Below are 13,578 nucleotides of genomic sequence, written 5' to 3' on the forward strand. Positions count from 1 at the left end.
CGTCGCCGGGTCTCGCCGCTGAGCCGCATCGGAGCGCTCGCGGTCACTACACTCGTCCTGGCCGCCGCTCAGGGCGGCCCGCCGACGCTGCCGCGCCGGTGGCGACGGGAAGGCGGTTCGCGTGCACGCGATCGGGATCGACATCGGCGGCACGAAGATCGCCGGAGCCCTGGTCGACGAGTTCGGGGGGATCCTCCGCGAGGACCGTCGGCCCACTCCTGCCGGGCACCCCGAGCTGATCGTCGACGTCGTGGTCGAGATGGTCGAGCATCTGCGCTCCGGCCTGCTCCCGGGAGACGTCTCCGCGGTCGGAGTCGCCGCCGCCGGCTTCATCGACGCCTCGCAGTCGATCGTCTACTACGCCCCGAACATCAACTGGCGCAACGAGCCCTTCCGCGAGAAGCTCTCGGCCCGCATCGACCTGCCGATAATCATCGAGAACGATGCGAACGCCGCCGGCTGGGCCGAGTTCCGCTACGGCTCGGGCCGCCTCGTCAGCGACATGCTGATGCTCACCATCGGCACCGGAGTGGGTGGCGCGATCGTCATCAACGACCGGCTCCTGCGCGGCGGCTTCGGCGCCGCGGCCGAGATCGGGCACATGCGCGTCGTCCCCGGAGGCCTGCCCTGCGGCTGCGGCGCCCGCGGCTGCATCGAGCAGTACGGCTCGGGCCGCGCGCTCCAGCGCTTCGCCGGCGAGCTGGCCGACGCGGGCGGGATCGGCCAGGGCATCGCCGACGCCCGCGCCCGCAACGGCGGCGAGCTGAACGGCCATCTCATCTCCGAGCTGATCACCGCCGGCGACCTCGGCGCCCTCGCGGCGCTGCGGCAACTCGGCCACTGGCTGGGCGAGGCGGCGGCCAGCCTGAGCGCCGTCCTCGACCCGCAGATGTTCGTCATCGGCGGCGGAGTTGCGCAGGCGGGCGATCTCCTGCTGGACCCCATCCGCCAGGCCTACCTCGACAACCTCCCCGCCCGGGGCTACCACCCCGAGCCCGAGTTCCGCATCGCGGAGCTCGTCAACGACGCCGGAGTCGTGGGGGCCGCCGACCTGGCGCGCCTGCACGCGAGCTCCCTCTAGCGGCACCCGCCGCACCCGATCCGCCGCACCGCCGAGGAGCCCGATGTTCTACTGGTTCATGAAGCACATCGTCGCGGGCCCGCTCCTGAAGACGATCTTCCGGCCGTGGGTGGTCGGTGCCGACAAGGTGCCGCAGAACGGCGGCGTGATCCTCGCGAGCAACCACCTCTCCTTCATCGACTCCGTGATCCTCCCGCTGGTGATCGAGCGGAACATGGTCTTCCTCGCCAAGAGCGACTACTTCACCGGCAAGGGCCTCAAGGGCTGGGCGACGCGGACGTTCTTCACCGCCACGGGGATGCTGCCCATCGACCGCTCCGGTGGCAAGGCGTCGGAGGCCTCGCTCAACACGGGCCTCCGCGTCCTCGCGGGCGGCCACGCCCTGGGCATCTATCCCGAGGGCACGCGCAGCCCCGACGGCCGCATGTACCGCGGCCGCACCGGTGTCGCGCGCATGGTCCTCGAGGCCCGCGTGCCCGTCATCCCGGTCGCCATGATCGACACCGCGCGCATCATGCCCATCGGCAAGCGCCTGCCGAAGCTGGGCCGCATCGGCATCGTCTTCGGGGAGCCGCTCGACTTCAGCCGCTTCGAGGGCATGGAGGGCGACCGGTTCATCCTCCGCTCGATCACCGACGAGATCATGTACGAGCTCCTCGCCCTGAGCGGCCAGGAGTACCTCGACGTCTACGCGACCTCGGTCAAGGAGAAGCGCGCGGCCCTCACCCGCTGAGCGCCTGCTCGACGACGGGGCCCCCTCCCGGCCGAGCGCCCTGCCAGGCGATAAGCTCGTCAACCGCTGCCGTCCGTCCGGACGGTGGCCCTCCGCGCGCCGCTGGCGCCCGTCAGAACCGGGAACACCCTCGTGGTCATCGATCCGAACGAACCGTACGTCCTCGCCGCCCCCTCCGTGGTCGCCGGCCTGGACTATTGGCGCGAGCTCGAGATCAAGCAGCAGCCGCAGTGGCCCGATGCGGAGGCCGTGCGAGCGGCGTCCGCCGAGGTGGCCGCGCTCCCTCCGCTGGTGTTCGCCGGCGAGGTGGACCAGCTGCGCGAGCGTCTCGGAGCCGCGGCCCGCGGCGAGGCGTTCCTCCTGCAGGGCGGCGACTGCGCCGAGACCTTCGCCGGAGCGACCGCGGAGCAGATCCGCAACCGCGTCAAGACCGTGCTGCAGATGGCCGTCGTCCTGACCTACGGCGCGAGCATGCCCGTCATCAAGATGGGCAGGATGGCCGGCCAGTTCGCGAAGCCGCGCTCGAGCGACCTCGAGACCCGCGGCGACGTGACCCTGCCCGCCTACCGCGGCGACATCGTCAACGGCTACGACTTCACCCCGGAGTCGCGCGCCGCGGACCCGCGCCGCATCGTGCAGGGCTACCACACCGCCGCCTCGACGCTGAACCTCATCCGCGCCTTCACGCAGGGCGGATTCGCCGACCTGCGGCTCGTCCACTACTGGAACAAGGGCTTCACCGAGAACCCGCAGAACCAGCGCTACGAGCAGCTGGCCCGCGAGATCGACCGCGCGGTCAAGTTCATGGTGGCGTGCGGGGCCGACTTCGAGGGCATGAAGCGCACCGAGTTCTACACCGGCCACGAGGGCCTGCTGATGGACTACGAGCGCCCCATGACGCGCATCGACTCGCGGACCGGCACGCCGTACAACACCTCCAGCCACTTCATCTGGATCGGCGAGCGCACCCGCGAGCTCGACGGCGCGCACGTCGACTTCCTGTCGCGGGTGCGCAACCCGATCGGCGTGAAGCTCGGCCCGTCGACCACGCCCGAGACGATGCTCGAGCTGATCGACAAGCTCGACCCCGAGCGGGAGCCCGGTCGCCTCACCTTCATCACCCGCATGGGTGCCGGGAGGATCCGCGACGCCCTCCCGCCGCTGCTCGAGGCCGTCAAGCGGAGCGACGCCCTGCCGCTGTGGGTGACCGATCCGATGCACGGCAACGGGCTGACGACGCCGACCGGCTACAAGACCCGTCGCTTCGACGACGTGGTCGACGAGGTCAAGGGCTTCTTCGAGGCGCACCGCGCCGCGGGGACGCACCCCGGCGGCATCCACGTCGAGCTCACGGGCGACGACGTCACCGAGTGCCTCGGCGGCTCGGAGCACATCGACGAGGCGACGCTCGCCACCCGGTACGAGTCGGTCTGCGACCCGCGCCTCAACCACATGCAGTCGCTCGAGCTCGCGTTCCTCGTGGCGGAGGAGCTCCGGGGCCGCGCGATCTGATCCGGCCCCGACCGCCGGTCGAGTCCCCGTCGAGGGGCTCGACCGGCGGCGTCAGGTCGTGATGGTGATGGACAGCTGGATCGTCGTGCCGCGCTGCACGAGATCGCCGGCCTTGTTGGACTGGTTCGTGACCTTGGTCAGCTCGTTCGGCGCCGCGTCGATCAGCGGGCCGAGCGTCGTCAGGGAGTAGCTCCACGACAGGTCCGCCGCCTCGAGGGCCGCCTTCGCCTCGTCGCGGTTCATCCCCACGACGTTCGGCACGGCGACGGGCTCGGGCCCCTTCGACACGACGACCGAGACGGTGTCGCCGGTCACGGCGGGCGCCTCCGGGTTCGCCTGCGTGAGGACGACGCCCGCGGCCACGGTGTCGCTCCAGTCCTCGCCGCTGCGGTCGAGGGCGAGACCGGCCGCCTCCGCCTTCGCCGTCGCGTCGTCGATCGAGAGGCCGACGACGTTCGGGATCGGTCCGAGGCTCACCACCATCGCGATGGTGCTGGTCTCGGACATCGTCTCGGGCAGCGCCGATCCGTCCGGCAGCGAGGCGGAGACGACCACACCCGCGTCGACGTCGGCGTCGAAGATCTTCGAGACGTCGCCGACGGTGAAGGAGCCGCCCGTCACCGCGGCGGCAGCGTCGGCCTCCGAGAGGCCGGCGAGCGACGGGACCGGCAGCTGGCGCGGCCCGCTCGAGACGGTCAGTGTGATGACGGAGCCCTTGTGCACCCCCTGCCCGCCGGGCGGATCGGAGCTCACCACCGTCCCCGCGGGCACGGTGAGGTCGGGCGTCTCCTGCGGCTGCACCTCGAAGCCCTGCGCCTGCAGCTGCGCCGTCGCGTCCTGCTGCGACTGGCTGACGACGTCCGGGATCGACACGATCGCGCCGGGTCCCTCGCCGAACCACCAGGCCGTCCCGCCGCCGATGAGCGCCAGGAGGAGGACGACCACCGTGAGCAGGACGCCGCGGCGCCGTCGGACGCGGCGCCTGCTCGCGAGCCGGGCGACGGTGTCGTCGTCCTCGTCGACCACGAGCACCGCTCCGGGGGCCGGCGCCGGGTCGAAGACCGAGGTCTGCCCGGGCTCCGCCGTATCGAAGACGGCCGTCGCGGGCGCCGGATCGGCGACGGGCGCCGGGAGCGGGGTGACCGCCTGCGTGTCGCCGCGGCGGTCGCTCGGTGTGATGCCCATGAGCCGCTCGGCCTCGAGCAGCTGCGCGAGCATGACACCGGCGTCGCGGGGCCGCATGTCCGGGTCGCGCTCGGTCGCCCAGAGGACGAGCTCGTCGAGCGAGGTGGGGACGGAGGCGACCGTCGCGCTGGGGTACGGGACGGAGTCGTTCGCGTGCTGGTACGCGATCTGCATCGGCTGCTCGCCCGTGAAGGGCTGCTCTCCGGTGAGCATCTCGTAGATCATGATCCCGATGGCGTAGATGTCGCTGCGGGTGTCGGCGGTGCCCCGCGTGACCAGCTCGGGGGAGAGGTAGGCGATCGTGCCGAGGAGGGCCTGGCCGGAGGCGGTGTTGGCGGAGGCGGCGCGCGCGAGGCCGAAGTCGCCGATCTTGATCCGGCCGTCGTCGGCGAGGAGCACGTTCTCGGGCTTGAGGTCGCGGTGGAGGATCCCGGCGCGGTGCGCGGCGGCGAGACCCGAGAGCACGGAGTGCATGATGTCGACGACCTGCTGGGCGGTCAGCCGGCCGCGCTCCTTGAGCAGGTCGCGCAGGGTGATCCCGGGGAGGTACTCCATCACCAGGTAGGCCATGTCCGAGTCCTGGCCCTGGTCGAAGACGCTGACCACGTTCGGGTGGGCGAGACGGGCGGCGGAGCGCGCCTCCTGGACGAAGCGGTTCTTGAACGTCGCGTCGTCGGAGAGGTGGCCGTGCATGACCTTCATCGCCACGCGGCGCTCGAGGCGCTGATCGTGCGCGAGGTAGACCGTCGCCATGCCGCCGCGGGCGATCCTCGAGCGCACCTCGTACCGGCCGTCGACGAGACGGCCGAGGAGAGGGTCGAGCTGGCTGGTGGTCACGCGACGAGTCTAGGCAAGACCCCCGGGGGAACCGGTGAGCGACGCCCGGGCGGCGCAGGACGGGCCCGACTCCTTCTCCGGGGCGCCCGCAGTTGGCGGCCCTCCGGGCTCGTGGCAGTCTTGACGCGTGACCGACTCGTCCGCTTCCCCCGCCACCTCGACCGATTCCGAGCTCGAGTGGCTGACCGTCCCCGACCTCGTGGAGCTGACCGGGCTCGGCGCCGGCCGGGTCCGCCGCCTCCTCGAGGAGCGCCACCTGCTCGGCACCCGCCGCGACGGCGTGCTGAAGGTCCCCGCCCTCTTCCTCCGCGACGGGGAGCCGATGAGCGAGATCCGCGGCACGGCGATCCTGCTCGCCGACTCCGGCTTCACCGACGACGAGGCGGTCGACTGGATGCTGACGGTCGAGGAGAGCCTGGGCACGAGCCCGATCGTCGCCCTCCGCGCCGGCCGCAAGGCCGAGGTCCGGCGGGTCGCCCAGGCCCTGGCCTGATCCCGCCGGTCCGCTCCTAGGAGGTGCGGACCGTGACCTGGGCGGCCAGCTCGCGCAGCTCCGCCACGCCCTCCGTGCGGAGCGGCGCGTCGGGGAGGACCGCGATCGCCGCGGCCACCTCCTGGTCGATGCGCTCCTCGAGCCGCTCGAGGGCGCCGCTGCCCGCGATGATCTCCTGCGCCCGCGCGATGGACGCCGCGTCGGCGTCGTTCCGGCCCACGACCGCGTCGAGCTCGGCCCGCTCGCCCGGCGAGCACGCGCCGCGGGCGAGGCCGAGCAGCACGGTGCGCTTGCCCTCCCTCAGATCGTCGCCGGCCGGCTTTCCCGTCACTGCCGGGTCGCCGAAGACTCCGAGGACGTCGTCGCGCAGCTGGAAGGCGATCCCGACCGGGAGCCCGAAGCGGCGCAGGGCGTCCAGCTGAGCGTCGTCGCCGCCGGCGAGGGAGCCGCCGATCACCAGCGGCGCCTCGATGCTGTACTTCGCGCTCTTGTAGACCACCACCCGCTCCGCCCGCTGCAGGTGCTCGTGCTCGGGGTGCTGCACCCACGCGCTCTCCTCGAGGATGTCGAGGTACTGGCCCAGCGTGACCTCGGTGCGCATCAGGTTGAACTCGGCGCGCGCGCGCTCGGCCGCGACTCGATCCCCGAGCGACCACTCCGCCGCGGCGAAGATCTCGTCCGACCAGACCAGGAGGAGGTCGCCGAGGAGGATCGCGGACGAGCGGCCGAACTCGTCGCGGTCGCCGGTCCAGCCGCCGTCGGCGTGGAAGGAGGAGAAGCGCCGGTGCGCCGCGGGAGCGCCGCGGCGGGTGTCGGAGTTGTCGATCACGTCGTCGTGGACGAGGGCGGCGGCGTGGAACAGCTCCAGGCCGGCGCCCACCCTCGCGATCGGATCTGAGCCGCTCGGATGGGCCTCGCTCGAGGTGCTCGACACGGCGTTCCAGCCCGCCTCGCAGAAGCGCGCACGGAACCGCTTGCCCCCGCTGAGAAAGTCCCGCGAAAGGTCGCCGAGGGCGGAGACGTCCTCTCCTATGGAGCGCAGAATTGGCGTGCGCCCGGTGAGGAATTCATCGATTCGGAGCTGGACGCGATCGACCAGTCGAGAGCTGTGGTTCACCCGACCAGCCTATGCACCGAAGGTGCCTGGTGCCTGCGTCGGGCTCGGTCTACACTGAAGCGCCGCCCGACCGGTCGAGCCCAGACGCCGCCTATTCCGGTGCCGATCCCCGAAAGGGTCGACGCCGCACCCTGAAGGGGTCACGATGCCGCTTTCGGAACACGAGCAACGGCTCCTCGATGAGATGGAGCGGAACCTCTACCAGAACGACGCCGATTTCGTGGCGGCGGTCGGCAAGGGGCGCGGCGGCACCAACTACCGGGCCCTCGTGCTCGGCATCCTGCTCGGCATCCTCGGTCTCGCCGTGCTCGTCGCGGGCGTGGTCGTGCGCCAGCCCCTCGTCGGCATCCTCGGGTTCGCCTTCATGCTCGGCGGCGTGATCGTGGCCATGCGCCCGGCCGCCGGCGGCTCCTCCGAGCCCGGTCTGCCCGACGTCGGCCGTCCGTCGAAGCCCCGCTCGGGCAACCGCCAGGGGTCCGGCTTCATGGACCGTCTGAACGACAGGTGGGACAACCGCGGAGACGGGCGCGGCTAACCTCCCCTCCGCTCCACCACAGGGTCGATCCTCACGGATCGGCCCTTTTTTCGTGCCCGCGGCCTCCCTCCCGCGGCATTCCCCCTCCACTTCGCCCCACTGTCGCGATTCCGCGGAAACACGCGGATGACCGGGGCCTCTCCGGCGCGCCCCGCGCCGCGCCGGGGTTGTGAGTGGGGGGAAGTGGAGTACTGTGGAGGACACACCATCCTTGGCCGGAAGAAGTGGGGGGCAGTCCGTGTTTCTCGGCACCTATTCCCCCAAGCTCGACGAGAAGGGCCGCGTGATCCTCCCCGCCAAGTTCCGCGACGAGCTCTCCTCCGGAGTCGTCGTCACGCGCGGCCAGGAGCGGTGCCTGTACGTGTTCAGCCAGGCCGAGTTCGAGGTGATGCACGAGAAGATCCGGCAGGCGCCGGTGACCAGCAAGCAGGCGCGGGACTTCCTCCGGGTGTTCCTCTCGGGCGCGAGCGCCGAGACGCCGGACAAGCAGAACCGCGTGACCCTCCCGGCTCCGCTGCGTGCGTACGCGGGCCTCGACCGCGACCTCACCGTCATCGGAGCGGGCAACCGCGCCGAGATCTGGGCGCAGGGCGCCTGGGAGACCTACCTGCAGGAGCAGGAGTCCGTGTTCTCCGACACCCAGGAGGAGGTGATCCCCGGCCTGTTCTAGGTCCTGTCGCGCGACTCCCAGCCACTCGGCGCCCGGACGCACCTTCCCCGGTGTCCGGACGCGAGGTGGATGGGGATCGGACGACAGGAACGGGAACGGCGGGACCGCCATGGCAGAGAACACTCCGAAGGGCGCTCCGCGCCCGACCGAGGAGCGGCACCTCCCGGTGCTGCTCGAGCGCTGCGTCGAGCTCCTGGCTCCGGCGCTGGAGCGCGACGGGGCGGTCGTCGTCGACGCGACGCTCGGCATGGGCGGGCACTCGCTCGCGCTGCTCGAGCGCTTCCCCGGCCTGCACCTCGTGGGCCTGGACCGCGACCCCGAGGCGCTGCAGCTCGCGGGGGAGCGGCTCTCCGCCCACGCCTCCAGGATCGACCTCGTGCACGCCGTCTACGACGAGCTGCCCGACGTGCTCGACGAGCTGGGCATCGACACGATCGACGGTGCGCTCTTCGACCTCGGCGTCTCCTCGCTCCAGCTCGACGAGACCGAGCGCGGGTTCTCCTACTCCAAGGACGCGCCGCTCGACATGCGGATGGACTCGACCGCCCCGCTCACGGCGGCGAGCATCATCGCCGACTACGACGAGACCGCCCTGCGCCGCATCTTCCACGAGTACGGCGAGGAGCGCCTCGCCGCGCGCTACGCCAAGAAGATCGTGGAGGCCCGTCGCGAGGCTCCGCTGGAGCGCTCCGGCCGTCTCGTCGAGATCATCCAGGCGGCGACCCCGGTCGCGATCCAGCGGAACGGCCACCCCGCCAAGCGCGTCTTCCAGGCGCTGCGGATCGAGGTCAACCAGGAGCTGTCCGTCCTCGAGCGGGCGATCCCCGCCGCCCTGGGCCGGATCAACGAGGGCGGGCGGATCGTCGTCGAGGCGTACCAGTCGCTCGAGGACCGGATCGTCAAGCGCGCGCTCCAGGCCGCGTCCTCCTCCACCGCCCCGGCCGGCCTCCCGATGGAGCTGCCGGAGCACCGACCCGAGTTCCGACTCGTCATCCGCGGAGCCGAGCTCGCCTCCGACGACGAGAAGGCCCGCAACCCCCGAGCGACACCCGTGCGTCTGCGCGCGGCCGAGAGGATCAGGAGCACCGCATGAGCGCCACCGCCGTCATCGACCCCGCCGTCATCGACACCGCCCGCCGAGCACGCCCCGAGGAGGAGGCGCCCCGCCCCCGCATCGAGGCCGCCCCGGCCGGTCAGGCGCAGTCGCGCCCGAAGCTCGTCTACGGGATCGTCGCCGTCGCCGGCCTCTTCGCGATCATCGTCGTCCAGCTCCTGGTGAGCGTCGGCCTCTCGCAGGGGGCCTACCAGATCTCGGCGCTGCAGACGGAGCAGAAATCGCTCACCCGCAGCAACGCGGAGAAGCAGGACGCCGTCGACACGCTGAGCTCGCCGCAGAACCTCGCCACCGCCGCACAGGGCCTGGGCATGGTCGCCAACACCGCGCCGGTCTACCTCCGCCTCTCGGACGGCGCCGTGCTGGGCGACCCCTCCTCCGCCGCGTCGAGCGAAGTCGCGGGCACCGCCTCCGCGCCGCTCGTGCCCAACGCCCTCGTCCCGGCTCTCCAGCCCGGCGCGAGCGCGTCCTCCCCGGCTGCCGACGGCGCGGCCGTACCGTTGCAGGGCGAGCTGCCCGCGCCCATCACGCACTGACGCACGGCGTCGCGGTCCGCCTCCGTGCGGGGCACCCGCCCCGCGGGGCGCACGACGACCATCCGGACCCGACGAACGGCGGCCCGCCCGCCCGGAGCAAGAAGGACACCGCCGCAGTGAGACACCACCGCTCGAGCAGACGCCGCACGGCCGTCACGTTCGTCATCATCGTCGCCGTCGTCGGACTCTTCATCGGCAAGCTGGTGGACATCCAGATCGTGCGGGCGAACGAGCTCACCGATGCGGCCGCCCAGAACCAGTCGAACAGCGTCGTCACCTACGGCCAGCGCGGCCCCATCGTGGACCGCTCCGGGACGGTGCTCGCGGACACCACCACGCGCTACCGGCTGACGACCTCGCCGAAGAACGTGGCCGAGTTCCCGCGCGAGCTGGGCGAGGACCAGAAGGCCATGGTCAGCGTGCAGCAGGCCGCCTCCGAGATCGGCGCGATCACCGGGCAGTCGGTCGAGCAGATCACCGGAGCGGTGGACGCCGCGCTCGCGAAGGACGCGAAGGCCAACTACCTGATCCTCTCGGAGGGGCTCGACCTCGAGGCCTACCAGAAGCTCGTCGCGCTCGACATCCCGTGGACCTACTTCGAGACCCAGCAGGGCCGCAGCTACCCCAACGGCGCGGTGGCCGGCAACCTCGTCGGCTACGTCGGGGCGGACGGAGCGGCCCAGGAGGGCATGGAGTACGCGGAGAACACCTGCCTCGCGGGGCAGAACGGGTCCGAGAGCTACGAGCGCAGCGCCGACTACGTCCGGATCCCGGGCAGCACCGTCTCGGAGACCCCGGCCGTCGACGGCGGGACGCTGAAGCTCACCATCGACTCCGACCTCCAGTACTACTCCCAGCAGGTCCTCTCGCAGCGCGTCGCCGAGGTCGGCGGCAGCTACGGGATCGTCGTGGTGCAGGAGGTCAAGACCGGCAAGCTGCTCGCCGTGGCCGAGACGCCGACCGTCGACCCCAACAACGTCGAGGCGAGCGCCTCCGCCGACCGCAGCTCGCGCGCCTTCCGCGCGCCGTTCGAGCCGGGCTCGACCTTCAAGCCGATGACGGCCGCGATGCTGATCGACCAGGGCCAGGCGGGCCCGACGACCCAGGTCGTCGTCCCGGACTCCTTCGAGAAGGACGGCGCCTCGTTCAGCGACGACTTCGCGCACACCCCGACGAACTACACGCTGACCGGGATCCTCAAGGACTCGTCGAACGTCGGCATCTCGATGCTCGGCTCCCGCCTGTCGGCCCAGACCCGATACGACTACCTGCAGAAGTTCGGTCTCGGCACGCCCACCACGAGCGGCTTCCCCGGCGAGGAGGGCGGCCTGCTCGCCGACTACCAGGACTGGGACAACCAGACGAACTACACGACGATGTTCGGCCAGGGCGTCTCGGCAACCGCGGTGCAGGTCGCGAGCATCTACCAGACGCTCGGCAACGGCGGGGTGCGGCTCCCGTCGCAGCTGATCGACGGCTGCACCACGGCCGACGGCTCCGTCGTGGACGTCCCCGATGCGACGGGCACCCAGGTGGTGTCGAGCTCGGCCGCGAAGCAGGTCGTCGACATGCTGCAGACCCACTACAACGAGGGCTGGCTGGCGAACGACATCCATGTCGACGGCTACAACATCGCCACCAAGACCGGTACCGCGCAGCAGCCCGACGGGAAGGGCGGCTACTCGAAGAGCTACACCGTCTCGCTCGCCGGGCTCGCGCCGGCGGAGGACCCGGAGTACGTCGTGACGGTCACCATCGCCGATCCGGTTAAGATGAACACGTCCCAGGCGACGGCTCCCGTCTTCCAGCAGGTCATGACCCAGGTGCTCAAGACCAACCGGGTGGAGCCGTCCACGGTGCCGCCCGTCGAGTACCCGACGACGTGGTGAGCCCCGCCGGGACCACGATCCACGCACCAGAACGAGAGAAAGAGCGGGCAGTGCACGACCCTCGCCCGCAGTCCTCCCTCCGCCCCGAGCACCCCGTGCCGCGGAGCCTCTCGCAGCTCGTGGCCGAGTTCTCCCTCGGCCCGGTCCGCGGCCTCGAGGGCGTCGAGGTGAGCGGAGTCACGCTGGACTCGAACCAGGTCGAGTCCGGAGACCTCTACGTCGGTGTCGCAGGACGCCGTGCCCATGGCGCGGCCTTCGCGTCGGCCGCCGCGGCGTCCGGAGCCGTCGCCGTGCTGACCGACCCGGCCGGAGCGGAGCTCGCCGCCGACAGCGGCCTGCCCGTGCTGGTGACCCCCGACCCGCGGGCCGCCCTCGGCGACGTCGCCGCGTGGATCCACCGGACCCGCGAGGACGTCCCGACGCTCTTCGGCGTGACGGGGACCAACGGCAAGACGAGCGTCGTCTACATCCTCGACGCGCTGCTGCGCCGGCTCGGAGTCGTCTCCGGCCTCAGCTCCACCGCCGAGCGCCGGATCGGCGACGTCGCCGTGGTCAGCTCGCTGACCACTCCCGAGGCGAGCGAGCTGCACGGCCTGCTCGCGCGGATGCGGGAGTCCGCCGTCCGTGCGGTCTCGATCGAGGTCTCGGCGCAGGCGCTCACGCGGCACCGGATCGACGGCCTCGTCTTCGACGTCGTCGGCTTCACGAACCTCAGCCACGACCACCTCGACGACTACTCCGATCTGCGCGAGTACTTCGAGGCCAAGGCCGACCTCTTCGAGCCGGAGCGCGCACGCCGCGGCGTCGTCACGGTCGACGGCGCCTGGGGGCGCGAGCTCGCCGAGCGCAGCCGCATCCCCGTCGCGACGCTCGCCGGCTCGCCGGTCGTCGGAGTCGCCCCGACGACGCCCGCCGACTGGTCGATGACGGTGCTGGACGCGACGCCCGACAGCACCACCTTCCGCCTGGAGGGGCCCGAGAACCGCTCCGTCGTCGTCACCGTCTCGCTGATCGGCTGGTACATGGCCTCCAACGCCGCGCTGGCGATCGTGATGCTGGTGGAGTCGGGCTTCGACCTGGACGCCGTCGCGCACGCGCTCGAGGACAGCCGTCTCGACGTCTACATCCCGGGCCGCGCCGAGCTCGTCTCGGGGGAGCGCGGACCGCGCGTCTACGTCGACTACGGCCACACCCCCGACGCGTTCCAGAACGCGCTCGAGGCGCTGCGGACCATCACGCCCGGCCGCCTGCTCATGGTGTTCGGGGCGGACGGGGATCGCGACACGACCAAGCGGAGCGACATGGGCGCCATCGCCGCCCGCCTCGCCGACGTCGTGGTCGTCACCGACTTCCACCCGCGCTGGGAGGATCCGGCCGCCATCCGCGCCGCGCTCCTCCAGGGCGCCCGGGCCGCCGTGCCCGACCGGGAGATCCACGAGATCGCCGACCCGCGCGCCGCCGTGCGCGCCGCCGTCGCCCTCGCGCGCGAAGGGGACTCGATCCTCTACGCCGGGCCCGGCCACGAGGACCACCAGGAGATCGCAGGAGTGCACATGCCGTATTCGGCCAGAGACGACGTCCGTCACGCGCTGCGCGAGGCGGGCTGGCTGTAGATGATCGCCCTCACCCTCACCGAGATCGCCGAGGCCGTCTCCGGACGCCTCCACCTGGCCGGCTCGTCCGCCACGGCCGCCACCGTGATCGACGGAGCGACCGAGACCGACTCCCGCGAGATCGCGCCCGGCGGGATCTTCGTCGCCAAGCGCGGCGAGCACACCGACGGAGTCGTCGACGAGGACCTGCGGCACGTCGAGGTCGAGGGGGCGCTCCACGATGAGGAGCGCGGCACCGCGCTCGAGGGCGGCGGGAGCGAAGA

General features: G+C 71.8%; 12 protein-coding genes and 1 pseudogene. 11 read left to right on the forward strand and 2 right to left on the reverse strand.

Annotation, left to right across the window (positions count from 1 at the left end; all coding sequences use genetic code 11):
• Positions 1 to 121 precede the first annotated feature (121 nt).
• The 3 genes from C5C27_RS05575 to C5C27_RS05585 all read left to right on the forward strand — a co-directional run bounded on the left by C5C27_RS05575 (position 122) and on the right by C5C27_RS05585 (position 3,326).
• On the forward strand, positions 122 to 1,081 hold the full coding sequence (locus tag C5C27_RS05575; RefSeq protein WP_104222580.1) for an ROK family glucokinase: 960 nt from the start codon (positions 122 to 124) through the stop codon (positions 1,079 to 1,081).
• Between the two features lie 43 nt (positions 1,082 to 1,124).
• Positions 1,125 to 1,814, forward strand: coding sequence for a 1-acyl-sn-glycerol-3-phosphate acyltransferase (locus C5C27_RS05580; RefSeq protein ID WP_104222581.1), 690 nt, complete (start codon positions 1,125 to 1,127; stop codon positions 1,812 to 1,814).
• Positions 1,815 to 1,991: 177 nt separating this feature from the next.
• Complete coding sequence (locus C5C27_RS05585) at positions 1,992 to 3,326, forward strand: class II 3-deoxy-7-phosphoheptulonate synthase (protein ID WP_104222617.1); 1,335 nt, start codon at positions 1,992 to 1,994, stop codon at positions 3,324 to 3,326.
• A gap of 51 nt (positions 3,327 to 3,377) precedes the next feature.
• Here the strand turns inward: C5C27_RS05585 and pknB are convergent, their stop codons facing one another.
• On the reverse strand, positions 3,378 to 5,348 hold the full coding sequence (gene pknB, locus C5C27_RS05590) for a Stk1 family PASTA domain-containing Ser/Thr kinase (RefSeq protein ID WP_104222582.1): 1,971 nt from the start codon (positions 5,346 to 5,348) through the stop codon (positions 3,378 to 3,380).
• Between the two features lie 127 nt (positions 5,349 to 5,475).
• Here pknB and C5C27_RS05595 point away from each other — a divergent pair, with 127 nt between their 5' ends.
• Positions 5,476 to 5,841 carry an Rv2175c family DNA-binding protein gene (locus C5C27_RS05595; RefSeq protein WP_104222583.1) on the forward strand — a complete coding sequence of 122 codons (366 nt, stop codon included), beginning with the start codon at positions 5,476 to 5,478 and terminating at the stop codon, positions 5,839 to 5,841.
• Between the two features lie 16 nt (positions 5,842 to 5,857).
• On the opposite strand, the gene C5C27_RS05600 is transcribed toward C5C27_RS05595, so the two are convergent.
• Positions 5,858 to 6,958: a polyprenyl synthetase family protein gene (locus C5C27_RS05600; RefSeq protein ID WP_104238695.1), complete on the reverse strand. Its 1,101-nt coding sequence runs from the start codon at positions 6,956 to 6,958 to the stop codon at positions 5,858 to 5,860.
• Positions 6,959 to 7,103: 145 nt separating this feature from the next.
• Between C5C27_RS05600 and C5C27_RS05605 the strand changes: the two genes are divergently transcribed.
• From C5C27_RS05605 to C5C27_RS05635, 7 genes and pseudogenes are all read left to right on the forward strand, one after another.
• The gene (locus C5C27_RS05605; protein ID WP_104233350.1) at positions 7,104 to 7,493 is read left to right on the forward strand and encodes a DUF3040 domain-containing protein; all 390 of its coding nucleotides are present in this window, start codon (positions 7,104 to 7,106) and stop codon (positions 7,491 to 7,493) included.
• Between the two features lie 238 nt (positions 7,494 to 7,731).
• Complete coding sequence (gene mraZ / locus C5C27_RS05610; protein ID WP_104222586.1) at positions 7,732 to 8,163, forward strand: division/cell wall cluster transcriptional repressor MraZ; 432 nt, start codon at positions 7,732 to 7,734, stop codon at positions 8,161 to 8,163.
• Between the two features lie 109 nt (positions 8,164 to 8,272).
• Positions 8,273 to 9,256, forward strand: coding sequence for a 16S rRNA (cytosine(1402)-N(4))-methyltransferase RsmH (rsmH, locus tag C5C27_RS05615; RefSeq protein ID WP_104247146.1), 984 nt, complete (start codon positions 8,273 to 8,275; stop codon positions 9,254 to 9,256).
• Positions 9,253 to 9,813: a hypothetical protein gene (locus C5C27_RS05620; RefSeq protein WP_104313845.1), complete on the forward strand. Its 561-nt coding sequence runs from the start codon at positions 9,253 to 9,255 to the stop codon at positions 9,811 to 9,813. Before rsmH ends, C5C27_RS05620 begins: the two co-directional genes overlap by 4 nt.
• A gap of 116 nt (positions 9,814 to 9,929) precedes the next feature.
• Entirely contained in the window at positions 9,930 to 11,702 is a 1,773-nt protein-coding gene (locus tag C5C27_RS05625) for a penicillin-binding protein 2 (protein WP_258066516.1), read from the forward strand.
• Between the two features lie 50 nt (positions 11,703 to 11,752).
• Entirely contained in the window at positions 11,753 to 13,315 is a 1,563-nt protein-coding gene (locus C5C27_RS05630; protein WP_104313846.1) for a Mur ligase family protein, read from the forward strand.
• Positions 13,316 to 13,578 (forward strand): annotated as a pseudogene (locus C5C27_RS05635) (hypothetical protein); the annotation flags it as partial.

It is taken from the genome of Rathayibacter sp. AY2B7 (assembly GCF_002931635.1).
Taxonomy (GTDB): Bacteria; Actinomycetota; Actinomycetes; order Actinomycetales; family Microbacteriaceae; genus Rathayibacter.

Coding starts and splice junctions, on each gene's coding strand:
- C5C27_RS05620 (WP_104313845.1), top strand. CDS start 9,253: ATGAGCGCCACCGCCGTCATCGACCCCGCCGTCATCGACACCGCCCGC.
- C5C27_RS05605 (WP_104233350.1), top strand. CDS start 7,104: ATGCCGCTTTCGGAACACGAGCAACGGCTCCTCGATGAGATGGAGCGG.
- rsmH (WP_104247146.1), top strand. CDS start 8,273: ATGGCAGAGAACACTCCGAAGGGCGCTCCGCGCCCGACCGAGGAGCGG.
- C5C27_RS05580 (WP_104222581.1), top strand. CDS start 1,125: ATGTTCTACTGGTTCATGAAGCACATCGTCGCGGGCCCGCTCCTGAAG.